The following is a 12,451-nucleotide window of genomic DNA, read 5'->3' on the forward strand; positions in this document are numbered from 1 at the left end:
AACATCGAGAATGAGTATCTTTCCAAGAGATTTATAGAATACAAAACAAGCAGCACCTCGCATTCAAATTCTCTCGAAGAAATGGGACAAATTTCGGCGTATTTTGGCTTTATCCATTCTCTATTGCTTTCAGAAATGCGAGATAAAGATAATGTGCGATTTCTAAGGACCTACGTGCGTCTGTTAGAATTCCGAGCCGAGCGAGCAATTCGTATGGAGAACCATCATGTTTTTGGAGAAGATATACCTACAGCTAATGACGAGAGTAGTTCAGCATCCACGCAGTTTTGGAATTCTTTTCTATTTACTATAAAATATGTTGATAATACAGAGATTTATCGCGAAATTCTCGACAACTATCTCGATGCTGTACTGAAATCGATCATGGAAAATGAGAGGTACATGCGTATGTATAGTGACATACCTAGCAGGGAAGATAGGACGAAGTATGAAGACCAACGTGTTAGATGGGGAAGAATTATTGAGAATCATTATAATGAGTTACTTCGAGAAATGCACCGATATTGCACAAATATAGATTTGGACGAAGGTTCAGAAGTTATATCAGCATTTGACTGGAGTATGAGTAGATTGGCGGGGGAAATACTTGAGTCGAATGGAGGAATTGAATTACGGAAGCGACTGCTATCAAACCTGACGTACTACCATGGTATGATCTGCATAATAGGGCATGAATATGAAGGATATGTTTTCACATCCTACTTGGATGTGACGGTTCTATATGAAAGGGTCAAAGAAGAAGATGATGAAATATCCGACGAGAATATAGAGTTGATTATGCTAGTGTTAGATCGAATTGAGGAATACATTAACGCACTTGATGATATAGACCGCTATATGGACGTATTTTCGTCGATATCTTTAGAGGCATATGAAAGTAACCCAGGTATAATAGAACGAATTGTTGATATATCAATAGACTACCTAGAAAGCCATGAAGGTGACGACCTGAATCTCACCCCAGTAATTGAGAAAGCAATAGAGGAATTTGAGCCGGAACTATCTGCTGATACAGTCGAAAGAATTGAGTGCGTACTTAACGACCAAGATGACAGATAAAAACAATCTATGAAAGAAAATATCAATCGGCAAATAAAGCATGTGATAGAGGTTCTACGAAAGTCTCGCCGGATAATACTCGGAAGAGCATCGACAGCTACCTCCATACGTACTAGAGGACATACAGAAATCTACCGCCAGAACGCATTATGCGTTTCTAGATTGGAATTTCTATCGGTCTATTAGTGGATTGTAGAACGAAACGCCATGTTCCTCGGTTCACAGCTCGCGGGCTTCTGGGGCGATTGCACACCCCACACCACTCCCGACGGCGCGTAGCTCAACAGAAGTTCTGAGTGGCGTACACCCGCGTCCGGCCGTCCTGGCGCTCGACGTACACGCCGATCGCCTCCTGACGCCAGTAGGACTTGAGGAGGTTCTCCCGGTGGCTCGTGGAGTTCATCCAGCCGTTCACGATCCCCTGGGCGAGCTCCTCGGGCGTCTCGTAGCGCACCGACCGATCGTCCATCCGCACCGGCGCGTCGTAGTAGGTGTAGAGGATGTTCTCGCCGCCGGTCGCGTACTGGAACCCGCCCGCGGGAACGCGACACCGGTAGTTGAACTTCGCGTAGCGATCGCCGAGCGTCTCGCCCTCGGGGCCGACGTGGGCGAAGTAGTTGCGCTCGGCCATGTCGGCGCTGTGATACCGGGCGACCGGGCGGAGCTCCGTGTCGAACGCGAGTTCGGATCGGTTGTGCTCTGCGCGCTCCTCGTTGACCTCCTCGTGGACGAGATACTCGAGCCTGGTACCGTTGAGTTCGCTCGGGTCCGAACGCGGGACCTCCGGTACGCTCGCGTTGCCGGCGGCGTCCGCGCCCTCGACCCCACTGACACCGCCGACGCCACCGAGCCTGCCGAGGTCGTCGATCCCATCGCCAGCGGCGTCACCGATCCCACGCACGTCCTCGCCCAGCTCGTCGGCCGAGGTCGGGAGATCGGCCCCGCCGAACGCGAACCCGGCAGCGAGACCGACGACCGCGACCACGAACGCGAGCCGGAGGACCACCGAGACCACCCACGCGAGCAGCCTCGCGAGCGAGCGAAGCATCGGTTCGGACTTCGCTCCCGGAGAGTATGTATCTGTCCGTGGGGCGCGGCCGAACTATCCGACGATCGAGCGGCCGGTGGCCGGATCGGCGGCCGGGCTACTGCGCCGATCAGATCGCGAGCACGCCGGGGTCGATCCCGTCGGTCGGACTGTTCCGTCGCCACCGGACGGGACCGTCGACGGGATCGACGCGCTCGTCGGGGCCACACGAGCCGGCGAACAGCACCACGAGACAGTAGATCGACGATCGATCGCGGTCCGCCTCGTCGCCGACGCCGACCATCGAGATCCGCTCGACGCCCTCGATCTCACAGTCGATCCCGGTCGCCTCGCGCACGTTCCGGACGGCCCCCTCCTCCAGGGATTCGTCGGGGTCGACCCGGCCGCGCGGGGCGGCCCACTCGTCGCGGCGATCGCGCACGAGGAGGACCTCGTCGTCGTCGTTCGTGACCCGCACCCCCGCCGCGGCGCGCTCGTCGGCCGCGACGTCCGCGATCCGTTCGTAGCGCTCCGCCGGCACCGCCCAGCTCGCCTGGTGGACCGAGTCCGACCCGTACTCGTCGGTCAACCGACCGAGCTGGTCTTCGACCCACTGCTCCGAGCGACCGGCGACGTCCATGCCCCACCGTTTCCCGCGACCGGAATAAATCCGATGCATCCTTCATCGCCGAGTCGTATCGACCCGATCCGGCGTTTTCGTTCGTTTCAGCCGATTTCGGGCCACGGAGCCCATCGCTCACGACCGCCGGGGCGAACAGGTTAGACGTGCTCGTCGAGGAATCGGGTGATCGCGGTATAGGCCTCGATCCGGTTCTCGCGCTTCGTGATCCCGTGGCCCTCGTCCTCGAACAGCAGCTTCTCGACGGGGACACCCTGCTCGCGGACGCGTTCGACGATCTGCTCGGCTTCGCCGACCGGCACTCGGGGGTCGTTCTCGCCGTGGAGCACGAACAGCGGCGCGTCGATCCGGTCGGCACGGTGGATCGGACTGATCGATTCGAGGAGGTCGCGGTCCGCCTCAAGCGAGCCGTACTCGGCCTCGCGGAGTTCGCGCCGCCACGGCCCGGTGTTTTCGAGGAAGGTGACGAAGTTCGCGATCCCCACGATGTCGACGCCCGCCGCCCAGAGGTCGGGGTACTCCGTGAGCGCCGCGAGCGTCATGAACCCGCCGTAGGAGCCACCCATCACTACAATTCGGTCGGGGTCCACGGGTGAGCGGTCGGCGAGCCACTCGACGCCCGCCTCGATGTCGGCGACCGAATCCATCCGCTTTTCCACGTCGTCGAGGTGGGTGTACGCCTTGCCGTAGCCCGACGAGCCACGCACGTTCGGCTCGAACACCGCGTACCCCTGATCGAGGAGGTACTGCGTGACGGGGCTGAACCGTGGCCGGCGCTGGCTCTCGGGGCCACCGTGGATGTCGACGACCACCGGCGTGTCGCCCGCCGCGGGGTCGGTGGGCAGCGAGAAGAAGGCGGGAATCTCCCGGCCGTCGAAGCTCTCGAAGTGGACGAGCTCCGAGCCGTAGAATCGATCGTCCGACAACCCGGCGGTCGAGGCGTGCGTCCAGCGCTCGCTCTCGCCGGACGCGATGTCGACGACGTGGACGTTCGGGTTCTCGCGCGGACTCGTCACCGTGACCGCAAAGCGCTCGGCGTCGTCGTCGAACTCGATCGCGCCCGCGAGACCGTCGGGGAGATCGGGCGTCGGGAACGTCTCGATCTCCGTCTCGCCGGCGAGTCGCGCGACCGTGAGATCGGTGTAGCCGTCGACGTTGCGCCCGTAGACCAGCCGGCCGGTGTCCCCATCGAGCGTGAACCGATCGACGTTCCACTCCGAATCGTCGACGACCGGTTCGACTTCCAGACTGCCGAGATCGAGCCGTGCGAGCGAGAGGGTGTCGCCGTCGCGATCGGTCAGACAGTAGAGCGCGTCGCCGTCCGGTCCCCACTCCGTCCCGAGGAAGCGCGCGTCGCCCTCGTGGGGCGTGACGTGCTCGAACGATCCGGTGTCGAGATCGAGCACGTGGAGATCCTGATCGAAGCTCGAATGGGCTTCGCTCACGACGAGGCGGTCGTCGGCGGGGGCGAAGCCGGGGATGGAGAGCCAGCCGTCGCCCTCGTGGACCAGCTCGGCGTCGTCGCCGGTCGCGTCGCGCGCCTGGGTGTAGACGTCGAACACCGACTCGTCGCGCCGGTTCGAGGTGAACGCGAAGCGCTCGCCGTCGTGACTCCAGCCGCCCCATCTGTGTTTGGCTGCGGGACGGTCGGTGAGCGCCGTCACCGAGCGCTCGGGATCGAGCCGGTAGAACTGGACGCGCTCGTTGCCGCCCTCGTCCCGTCCGAAGAGCAGTTCGTCGCGCGTCGGCGAAAACGACGCAAAGGTGACGCGCTCGTCGGCGAACGTTCGCTGCTCGGGCCAGGCCCCGGGTTCGGGAAGCGTCCAGATCTGGGGCGTGCCGGTGGTGTCGAGCAGGAAGGCGAGATCGCCCGACGGCGCGAACGACGCCCCCGACGCGCTCCGGACGTTGAGGTAGCGTTCGATGTCGGAAAGCACGGCGGGTGTTCGCGGAGCGCTCACAAACCGTTTCGGATGGGGGAAAACCGGCGGACGTCGGTGGCCGGGCGTCGTGGACGACCTGTTTGCAGCGGTCGGGCCTTCGTACGCCACGACAAGGCAGATAAGGCCGAACGGCGTACTCGCTTCAAGTGATCGAACCGGGCCCGGAGTCGGAACTACTCGACAGGGAGGAGCTGTCCACCATCGAGCAGTGGCTCGCGCCCGCGGTCGGTGTGCTCGTGGTCGTCGTCCTCCTCGCGGGCGTCGGCTTTCTCGTCTCGGGGCTCTTCGACCAGCCCGGTGCGGCCGAAAGCGACTCGTTCGGAGCCGGCCCGGCCGCCAACGGAACGGCTGCGACCATCGCGCCGGCCCAGAACGGGGCCGCGACGACAGCGACCACGCGATCGACGAACGCGATCGCCACGGCCCCAACCACGACACCAGCTGAACGCCCAGCGCCGACAGCAACGACGGTGTCGACCGTGACATCGTCGCCGACACCGTCCCCGACCGCCACAGCCGCCACGTCGCCAACGGCCACACCGACCCCGACGACCACCGAGACGCCAACCCCGACACCGACCGCGACCGCCACGCTGACGGATACCCCGACGGCGACTCCGACGGACACTGCAACGGCAACACGGACTCCCACGCCGACGGCGACTCCGACTGCCACACCGACTCCGACCGCGACACCGACGGCGACGGCAACCGCGACGCCGACAGCTACCGCAACACCCGTGCCGACATCGACTGCCACACCAACCCCGACCTCGACTCCGACCCCCACCGCCACGCCGACCCCGACACCGACGGCAACGGCAACGGCGACGCCGACTCCCACCGAGACGTCGACTCAAACATCGGCTTCGACCGAGACGCAGGCTCGAACCACGACGCCGACGGCAACACCGACGCCGACGGCAACACCGACGCCGACGGCAACACCGACGCCGACTCCCACCGAGACTCCCACGAGCACACCGACCCCGACTCCCACCGCTACGCCGACTCCGACGCCGACCGAGACGACAACGGCCACCGCGACGGCGACGACGACCGCAACGCCGACTCAGGTCCCGGTTCCGACCGAGACGCAGACCCGAGCCACGACACCGACGCCGACCGAGACAGCCACACCGAGCCCCACGTCAACTGAGACGCCGACGACAACGGCGACCGCGGCACCGACGACAACCGCAACATCGACGACAGTAACCGCCACGAGTTCAGTGACATCGGCGACGTCGGTCACTCCATCCACGACGGAGTCGACACGGGCGACAACCGCGACCACGGAGACTGCTGCGACAGCGACGACGCCACCGTCACGGGCGAGCGCCAGGCAGGGCGAGCGAAACGGGACGGCCAACGAGCGCGGACCGCCGACGCGGGCGAACGACGAACGGGCCGACGAACGCGGACCACCGGAACGAGGGGAGGACGACCGAACCGACGAAGTCACGGAAACCGAAGCAGCCGACGAGGAGGAGACGAGCGACGACGAGGAGTGATCGGCGGGAGCCGGCATCCTGCCGGGATCGCTCACCCGACCCGCCGGCCGTGACTCACTCGTCGCGGTCGAACGCGTGGGGCGCGCCCGCCGCCTCGCTCACCCGCACGGCCGCGACGCTCTCGGCGACGTTGTGGACGCGAACGATGTCCGCCCCTCGCTCGGCCGCGAGCGCGCTCGCCGCCACCGTCGCCGGGAGTCGCTCGCCCGCCTCGCTCCCGACGAGTTCGAACATCGACTTGTGGGAGTGACCCACCAGTATGGGGCAGTCGAGCGCGCGGAGCTCCCCGAGCCGGCCGAGCAGCTCGAAGCTCTCCCGGCGACGCTTGCCGAACCCCAGGCCGGGGTCGACGATCACCTGGTCGCGGTCGAGCCCCGCCTGCTCGCACCGTCGGACGAGCGGTTCGAGCTCTCGAACGGTGTCCTCGACCACGTCGTCGTACTCGGGCTCGGCATCGGGATCCACAGGGGTATCCATACTGTGCATCACCACGATCGGGCAGTCGAACTCGGCGGCGACGAAGCGCATCTCGGGATCGTCGAGCCCGGAAACGTCGTTGATGATGTCGGCTCCGGCCGAGAGCGCCGCCCGCGCGACGTCGGCCTTCCGGGTGTCGATCGAGAGCAGCGCGTCGACGTCGGCGATGCGCTCGATCACGGGGACGACCCGGTCACGCTCCTCGGCTATCGACACCGGCTCCGCGCCCGGACGGGTGCTCTCGCCACCGATATCGATCACGTCGGCCCCCGCTGCGACCATCGCCTCGGCCTGCCGGACCGCGGCATCGGTCTCGTCGAACTCGCCACCGTCGTGAAAGCTGTCGGGCGTGACATTCAGAATGCCCATGACGGCGGTGCCCTCGTTCCACGGGTACGTCGGCCCCTCGTCGGCGGGTTCGTCACCGGGGTCGTCCGCCGGCGAACCGATGTCGAGCGCGTGCCCGATATCGGTGGCGAGCGGGCCGAGCCCGTAGGGCTGGGCGTCGAGCTTCGCCACGAGTCGCTTGAACTGGGCGAGCGTGCCCGCGAGCACGACGTCGAGTCGCTCCTCGTGCTGGTCGTTCAGTCCCGAGACCGCACACTCGCCGCCGAGCGAGAGGAGTTCCTCCTTCAGGTACTGCGCCTGACGCGGTCGAACACGAGTCTTCAGCACACGGTGAACGGTTTTCCCCCGCATCCGGTAGACGCCGGGATCGGTGACGTGTGCGCCGGAGAGCACCCGGCGGGCGTCGTCGAGATCGTCGACCCGTTTCGGCACGTCGAGTCGACTCCAGCGGGTTCTGGCCTCTCGCACAGTGTAGAGCGAGCCACAGACCACGACACAGTCGTCGGAATCGGCGGCCGCGATCGCGTCAGCGACCGCGTCGGTGACCGCGTTCCGGTGCTCGACGGCGACGCCCTCGCGCTCGAACGACGTCGCGAGCACGCCCTCGTCCTCCGCGCGGTCGACGTCGGGCTGACAGGTGACGGCGCGATCCGGCGTCGGAAGCGCGTCGATCATGCCCCGGTGATCCTTGTCGGCGAGCGCGCCGAAGACGAGGTGGAGGTCGTCGTACTCGAACTCGTCGAGGACGCGCGCGAGGCGCTCGCACGCGCCGGGGTTGTGCGCGCCGTCGAGCGCGACCAGTGGCTCCCGACCCATGACCTCGAACCGACCGGGCCAGTAGGCCGTCCGCAGCCCCTGCGCGAGGTCGTCGCCGTCGATCTCGACGCCGAGTGCGCTTCCGACGTGGCGGGCGAGCGGGATCGCGACGCCGGCGTTGTCGGCCTGGTGTGCGCCCACGAGCGGGAGTCTGGTCTCGACGTCCAAGTCCGCTCCCGAGAGTGCGACCCGGCCCTCGATGCCTGCCCGGCCGCCGTAGGTCACCGCCACGTCGGCGTCGGCCCCGGACCCGACGGTCACGACCTCGTCGGCCACCGCGTCGATCCCGGTTCGTGCCTCGCCGGTGGCGGCGGTCACGAGCGGCCCGTCGCTGGGGGCGACGTGAGCGAGGTCGCGCCCGATCTCCTCCACTGTGTCGCCGAGCACGTCGGTGTGTTCGAGCGTGACGCTCGTGACCGCGCTCGCTACCGGATCGACGACGCTGGTCGCGTCGTACTGTCCCCCGATGCCGACTTCGAGCACCGCACAGTCGACGTCCCGGCGTGCGAACTCCCAGAACGCGAGCCCCGTGATCGTCTCGAAGAAGGTCGGTGAGTCGCCGTCGGTCGCGCGGTCGACGATGTATGGTCGCACCGTCTCGACGTACTCCGTGAGGGCGGCCTTCGATATAGTGCGGCCGTTCACCGTGACGCGCTCGCGGATCGAATCGAGGTGTGGCGAGGTGTAGAGTCCGACGTCGAGACCGGCCTCGTGGAGTATCGACTCGGCCATCCGCGCGGTCGAGCCCTTCCCGTTCGAGCCCGCAACCTGGGCGAACGCGCACTCCTCGTGGGGGTCGTCGAGCGCGGCCAGGAGGTCGCGCGTCGCGGAGAGCCGCGGCTTTGGGGGGTAGCGCCGCAGCCCGAAGAGGAAGTTCGCGGCGTCGTGGAACTCCATATCGGATTCCCGTGGGGACGTGGTTTGAGCGTGTCGGACGGGCTCGTTCACCCACCTGTCGACGGTTCCCACAGTCATAGGCGACCGTGTTGAAAACCTCTGGTCGTTTTCCGCGGTCGGCGGCGTTCGCCGGAACGATCGCGGTTCAGCAGTACGTCGAGAGCGCCTCGTAGGCCTCCTGTGCAGCTTCGTCGGGCCGGTCGGGGTAGGTGTAGAGTTCGAGCGTGGCGAACCCATCGTACCCGATGTCGTCGAGCGCGTCGAAGATCGCCCGAAAGTCGAGATCGCCCTCGCCGGGGATCCGATGGTAGTGTTTTCCTCGAACGCCGCCGACGATGTCCTCCAGATGAACGCCCGTAACGTGCCCCGCACTTCGTCGGATCGCCTCGACGGGCTCCTCGCCGTAGACCGCGGCGTGACCGACGTCGAGGTTGATTCCGAGCGAGTCGCGACCGACGTCGTCGATGAGCGCGAGCACTTCCTCGGTGCACTCCACGAGGAGTTCGGGTTCGTACTCGATCCCGACGTCGACGCCGTGTTCTTCGGCGTAATCGAGGATCGCACCGATCGAGTCGCGGAGATACTCGTGAGCGCGCTCGGGCGGCGTGCCGGGGAGCGGTCGGCCGGTGGCGAGACAGACCGCGGGCGCACCGGTCAGGGCGGCGAGGTCGATCGCGCGCTTCGTGTACTCGATCCGCCACTCCCGGTCGTCGTCGTCCGCAGTGATCACGCTCGGATCGAAAAACGACGAGGGCGGTGCGTCGTCGTAGTAGCCCGTCGCGGTGTTGGCGTTGATGTTCGAGACCCGTAGTTCAGAGTCGTCGAGCGCCGCGACCAGGCGCTCCTCGTCGGCGTCGTCGAACGTCGGGAAGTACGCGTGGGGCTCGTCGCCCAAAATTTCGACGCCAGCGTAGCCGTGATCGGCGATCGATTCGATCGCCTCGGGGAGCGCGTGGCGGGTGTAGGCGTTCGTCGAGAACGCGAGATCGACCATACCCCTCCAGATGGCCGCCCACGACAAACACCTTACGAGCCACCGGGCCAATCACGAGACGTCGAACGTTCGGGCGAGCGCGAGCGCGGGCACCAGAAAGGCGAGCACGGCGAGCGACCACGTGATCCCGACGACCGCCGCGAACGCCGCGTCGAGCAGCGCGAGTCCGAGCACGCAGGCACCGACAGCGGGGCCCACAGTTCCCGGACGAGGATCGGCGTACGCCGGTGCGAGCGCGCGCCCGGTCCACGCGAGGAACGCGGCGACGAGCACGACCGCGAGCCCACCCCAAGCGATCGGCGGACCGACGGTTGCGACGACCCCGAGCACCGCCGCGGTGGCCACGACCACCCCGGCGGCCGCGGCCGCGACCGCTCCTCGCGGGGTGTCGGTCGCCTCGTTCGCGGCCATGTACGTCACCAGGGCGATGTAGAGCGCGACGATCACCGGAACTGCGAGCGCCCACGCCGGGAGGGCGATCGTGCCCGCGGCGACCGTCCCGAGAAGGACGTTCAGCCCGCGCGCAGCCCCCATCGCGAGGAATCCGACGGGACCGCCCTTCAGCGCGCCGTCGTAGAGCGCGATCGTGGCCGCGAGCGCCGCCGCGAGAACACCAGCACGCAGGCCGGCAGCGACGAACGCGAGGACGACGCCGGCCACGAGCAGCGATCCGCCGAGCACGCCCGCCGCTCGCCGTGACACTCGTCCGGAAGGGATCGGTCGTTCGGGTCGCTCGGTCGCGTCGATCGGCGCGTCGAAGTAGTCGTTCAGCGTGGTGCCACCGGCGTACAGCAGAACGGCGGCGAGACAGAGGCCGGCGAGCGCGGGAATCGGGACCGCCGTACCGGCCGCAGTCGCAAGCGCCGCGCCGAGCAGCACGTCCGGCGGCGCGCTGAAGAGGTTCGGGACGCGCACCAGCGTGGCGTAGGCTTCGAGTCGCTCCCGCAAGCCGGACTCGTCGGGTCGATCGACCGCCACCCGCCGTCAGACCCACCCACCGTCTTCGAGGGAGGCCATCGCGTCGCGGGCGGTCTCGGCCGCGGTTGCCTCGTAGGGGTAAAGCTCGACCGTGACGAACCCCTCGTAGTTCCGGTCGTCGAGCGCCGCGAGAAAGGCGTCGATGTCCATCGCGCCGTCGCCGAGCTGGGTGTGCTCGTGGCTCCGGTCTTCGGGGATGTCCTCCAGATGGACGTGATCCACGAACGGTTCGAGCGTGTCGAAGGCCTCGACGGGATCCTCGTCCACACAGAAGAGGTGGCCGGCGTCGAAGTTACACCGGATTCGAGGGTGGTCGATCCGGTCGGCGAACTCGCGGAACTGGTCGGAGGTCTCGATCAGGAGGTCGGGTTCGGGTTCGACGTGGAGATCGACCCCCACGTCCTCGGCGACCGGGAGCACCTCGCGGAGGCTCTCGACGAACGTGTCGAGCGCCCACTCGCGGGACTCGTCGTCGGGAATCGGCCCGCCAGGCTCGATCGAGATGTAGTCGTGATCGAGCGCGGCCGCCGTCCGTAGCGCGGCCGTCGTGTAGTCGATGCGCTTCTGGCGGTAGTCGGGGTCGGGCTCGATGTAGGACGGGTGATGGAACCCCTCGATCGCCGTGAGCATGAACGCGTTGCAGTTGCTGATCGCGATCGCGTGCTCGTCGAGTGCGTCGCGCACGTCGGCGACCGTCTCGTCGTCGACGTCGTGGGGGTAGAGATGCGGCCGGTCGAACAGGAGTTCGATCCCGTCGTATCCCGCGTCGGCGACGATTTCGATGGCTTCCTCCCAGTCGTACTCGCGGAACGCGTTGGCCGAGAATCCGAACTTCATCGCGGATCGTACTCGAAGTTCGGCGATTGATCGAAGAACTCGTAGGGGTTGTCGAAGACGACCTTCTTGACGTCCTCGCGCGGCCAGCCCCGATCGAGCATCTTGTCCCTCGCTTTCGGCACCGCGAGCGGATCGGAGGGGTCCCAGTCGGCGGCGCTGTTGAACAGCATTTTGTCGGTGCCGTGCTCTTCGAGGAGGTCGATCGCCTTCTCGTCGGCGATCTTGCCGGGGTACAGCGTGAATCCGACCCAGCAGTCCGTCGTCAGCGAGGTCTCGATCGTCTCGGGGGTGTTGTGATCGATGACGATGCGTTCCTGCGTCACGCCCTCGTCTTCGATGATCTCGACGATCCGCTCGGTTCCTTCTGGTTTGTTCGTGTGTGGCGTGTGGATGATGACCGGGAGTTCGCGCTCTTCCGCCATTCGGAGCTGCTCACGAAGAGCCCACTCCTCGTCGTCGGTTCCTTGATCGAACCCGATCTCGCCGACGCCGACGACGTTCTCGCGGTCGAGGTACTCGGGGACGCGATCGAGGACGTCTTCGGCCATCTCGCGGTAGTTCGCCTCCTTGGGTTCGAGGCCGATCGTGACGTAGTGATCCATCCCCGCCGCGCGCTCGGCGCGATCGGTCTCGAAGTCGATGATCTGTTCGAAGTAATCGAAGAAGGAACCGGCGTGCTGTTTGTCGGTGCCGCTCCAGAACGCGGGCTCGATGCAGCACTCGACGCCGGCGCGGCGCGCGCGTCGGTAGTCGTCGGCCGAGCGCGACACCATGTGCATGTGCGGGTCGATGATCTCCATGCCCTCCGTTCAGTTCCCGGCGTAATATATGTGCGGCCAACCCTTCTAGAGAGCGGACTGCGTGGCGAGATATCGGGGTAGCCACGATCCAAACGCTGAA

13 protein-coding genes are annotated in these 12,451 nt (G+C 65.5%); 2 read left to right on the forward strand and 11 right to left on the reverse strand.

The genetic code is table 11. From position 1 onward, the window contains the following. Nucleotides 1-1,080 (forward strand): hypothetical protein (locus TX76_RS17660; RefSeq protein WP_228842378.1); only part of this gene is annotated, 1,080 nt, incomplete at its 5' end. A 280-nt stretch (nt 1,081-1,360) separates the two neighbouring features. Here the strand turns inward: TX76_RS17660 and TX76_RS13280 are convergent. The 6 genes from TX76_RS13280 to TX76_RS18145 form a co-directional block, all read right to left on the reverse strand. Then, entirely contained in the window at nt 1,361-2,128 is a 768-nt protein-coding gene (locus tag TX76_RS13280) for a CAP domain-containing protein (protein ID WP_049903013.1), read from the reverse strand. 109 nt (nt 2,129-2,237) lie between these two features. Beyond that, complete coding sequence (locus tag TX76_RS13285) at nt 2,238-2,747, reverse strand: NUDIX domain-containing protein (RefSeq protein WP_049903014.1); 510 nt, start codon at nt 2,745-2,747, stop codon at nt 2,238-2,240. A 140-nt stretch (nt 2,748-2,887) separates the two neighbouring features. After that, the gene (locus TX76_RS13290; RefSeq protein ID WP_049903015.1) at nt 2,888-4,684 is read right to left on the reverse strand and encodes a S9 family peptidase; all 1,797 of its coding nucleotides are present in this window, start codon (nt 4,682-4,684) and stop codon (nt 2,888-2,890) included. Nucleotides 4,685-4,832: 148 nt separating this feature from the next. Further along, nucleotides 4,833-5,534 (reverse strand): hypothetical protein, encoded by a 702-nt coding sequence (locus tag TX76_RS18140; protein WP_195156058.1) that lies wholly within the window; start codon nt 5,532-5,534, stop codon nt 4,833-4,835. A 12-nt stretch (nt 5,535-5,546) separates the two neighbouring features. Continuing rightward, the gene (locus TX76_RS13300) at nt 5,547-5,732 is read right to left on the reverse strand and encodes a hypothetical protein (protein ID WP_049903017.1); all 186 of its coding nucleotides are present in this window, start codon (nt 5,730-5,732) and stop codon (nt 5,547-5,549) included. 30 nt (nt 5,733-5,762) lie between these two features. Further along, on the reverse strand, nt 5,763-5,945 hold the full coding sequence (locus TX76_RS18145) for a hypothetical protein (protein WP_195156059.1): 183 nt from the start codon (nt 5,943-5,945) through the stop codon (nt 5,763-5,765). On the opposite strand from TX76_RS18145, the gene TX76_RS13305 reads away from it, so the two are divergent. Beyond that, entirely contained in the window at nt 5,923-6,204 is a 282-nt protein-coding gene (locus TX76_RS13305) for a hypothetical protein (protein ID WP_049903018.1), read from the forward strand. The genes TX76_RS18145 and TX76_RS13305 overlap by 23 nt on opposite strands. Nucleotides 6,205-6,258: 54 nt before the next feature. Here the strand turns inward: TX76_RS13305 and folP are convergent, their stop codons facing one another. The 5 genes from folP to TX76_RS13330 form a co-directional block, all read right to left on the reverse strand. Beyond that, nucleotides 6,259-8,742, reverse strand: coding sequence for a dihydropteroate synthase (gene folP / locus TX76_RS13310; protein ID WP_049903019.1), 2,484 nt, complete (start codon nt 8,740-8,742; stop codon nt 6,259-6,261). Between the two features lie 145 nt (nt 8,743-8,887). Further along, nucleotides 8,888-9,736 (reverse strand): sugar phosphate isomerase/epimerase family protein, encoded by an 849-nt coding sequence (locus tag TX76_RS13315; protein ID WP_049903022.1) that lies wholly within the window; start codon nt 9,734-9,736, stop codon nt 8,888-8,890. 51 nt (nt 9,737-9,787) lie between these two features. After that, entirely contained in the window at nt 9,788-10,714 is a 927-nt protein-coding gene (locus tag TX76_RS13320; RefSeq protein WP_049903023.1) for a UbiA family prenyltransferase, read from the reverse strand. A gap of 6 nt (nt 10,715-10,720) precedes the next feature. Beyond that, complete coding sequence (locus tag TX76_RS13325; protein ID WP_049903024.1) at nt 10,721-11,551, reverse strand: sugar phosphate isomerase/epimerase family protein; 831 nt, start codon at nt 11,549-11,551, stop codon at nt 10,721-10,723. Next, nucleotides 11,548-12,351, reverse strand: a complete 804-nt coding sequence (locus TX76_RS13330; protein WP_049903025.1) for a TatD family hydrolase — start codon at nt 12,349-12,351, stop codon at nt 11,548-11,550. The genes TX76_RS13325 and TX76_RS13330 overlap by 4 nt, the downstream gene beginning before the upstream one ends. Between the last annotated feature and the right edge of the window lie 100 nt (nt 12,352-12,451).

It is taken from the genome of Halococcus agarilyticus (genome assembly GCF_000334895.1).
Classification (GTDB): Archaea; Halobacteriota; Halobacteria; order Halobacteriales; family Halococcaceae; genus Halococcus; species Halococcus agarilyticus.

What these genes read in the sequence shown, in the direction of transcription:
- TX76_RS13280 (WP_049903013.1), bottom strand. Translation starts at nt 2,128, where the DNA reads ATGCTTCGCTCGCTCGCGAGGCTGCTCGCGTGGGTGGTCTCGGTGGTC.
- TX76_RS13285 (WP_049903014.1), bottom strand. Translation starts at nt 2,747, where the DNA reads ATGGACGTCGCCGGTCGCTCGGAGCAGTGGGTCGAAGACCAGCTCGGT.
- folP (WP_049903019.1), bottom strand. Translation starts at nt 8,742, where the DNA reads ATGGAGTTCCACGACGCCGCGAACTTCCTCTTCGGGCTGCGGCGCTAC.
- TX76_RS13315 (WP_049903022.1), bottom strand. Translation starts at nt 9,736, where the DNA reads ATGGTCGATCTCGCGTTCTCGACGAACGCCTACACCCGCCACGCGCTC.
- TX76_RS13325 (WP_049903024.1), bottom strand. Translation starts at nt 11,551, where the DNA reads ATGAAGTTCGGATTCTCGGCCAACGCGTTCCGCGAGTACGACTGGGAG.
- TX76_RS13330 (WP_049903025.1), bottom strand. Translation starts at nt 12,351, where the DNA reads ATGGAGATCATCGACCCGCACATGCACATGGTGTCGCGCTCGGCCGAC.